Annotated in this window: 1 protein-coding gene; it reads right to left on the bottom strand. The window is 60.4% G+C overall.

Annotated elements, in window-relative coordinates:
- Positions 1-399: 399 nt before the first annotated feature.
- Positions 400-1,031 (bottom strand): class I SAM-dependent methyltransferase (locus ACFMO7_RS02245; RefSeq protein WP_376793905.1); only part of this gene is annotated, 632 nt, incomplete at its 5' end.

Genomic DNA, 1,031 nt, shown 5'->3' with positions numbered 1-1,031 from the left:
TGACCACAAAGCCATGAGGATAGGGACGCAGATCGATCAGATGGGCCTGCTCTCCATGACGGGCCAGCAAGTGTCGGCAGTGCTCTTCAGCCTCAGCGCGCGAAGAGGCATAAATGGGTTCCAAATGATGGTACTGGCTATTTCCTCCAGTTCAGGATCGTGATGTTCCCCGGCTGCTTGAGCACCAAAGGCTTCTGCGAGCTATCGGGCTACTGCAGTCACGCAGCATCTGCGCTCTCTTAAAGAGGTATTACCTCCCTTGGAACCGCGTTGATCTGATAGTGCCTCTCAGCAGTGCACGACCCCAGAGAGGCCATGGGGAGAGGCGGGTGCTCGTCGTGACGCGTAACGAGGCTCTCCCTGGGAGTCGCGGACCACCTTGTTCAAGTCCTTCGACTCTCAGCCCTTTCTCCCCCAAACCGTCAGCAGGGTATACAGCCCGCAAAAGTCCTCTCGCTGCATCTCCGCAGTGGCAAGCTGGTTCAGACGCTCTAGCTCCTCGCGACTGGCTACCCCCATCTTGATGAGAAACGGCAAGATCAGCTCCTGAGCCATCACATAGTCCTTCAAGACACCGTAGTGGGCCTCCGTTCCCACTGACCACTCGACAGCACTGGCACGCAGGTGCACGTCGCGGAAGCCGGCCTGGCGCACCAGTCGGGGCAGGACCGGCGTGATGCCAATGTGGCGCCCGTCCGCCGAGAAGCTCTGGCCAGCCTGCTTGAGGGCGGCGGCCATCAGGGCATGAAAACGCTCAAGAGCCGGACTGGTGGAGAGCGGCATCTCTGCTTCGGTCAGCCTGATTATCCCGCCCGGCTTGAGCAGGCGGTGGCACTCGGCCAGCAGCTTCGGCCAGGCCGCCGGCAGCATGAAGCCACACAGCAGCCGCTCGTTGATCAGGTCAAAGGTCCCATCGGCAAAGTCCAGCGGCTGCATGACATTCATCGTTCGAAAGTGCGCGTTGTCAAGGCCGCGCGACAGAGCCTGGGTACGGGCATATTCGATGACGCTTCCGCTGATATCAACCCCGA

Origin of the sequence: Thermogemmatispora sp. (genome assembly GCF_042408735.1) — a bacterium.
In the GTDB taxonomy this organism is placed as follows: domain Bacteria; phylum Chloroflexota; class Ktedonobacteria; order Ktedonobacterales; family Ktedonobacteraceae; genus Thermogemmatispora.
The sequence above is the reverse complement of the archived record's forward strand: the minus strand, read 5'-3'. Positions and strand labels throughout refer to the sequence as shown.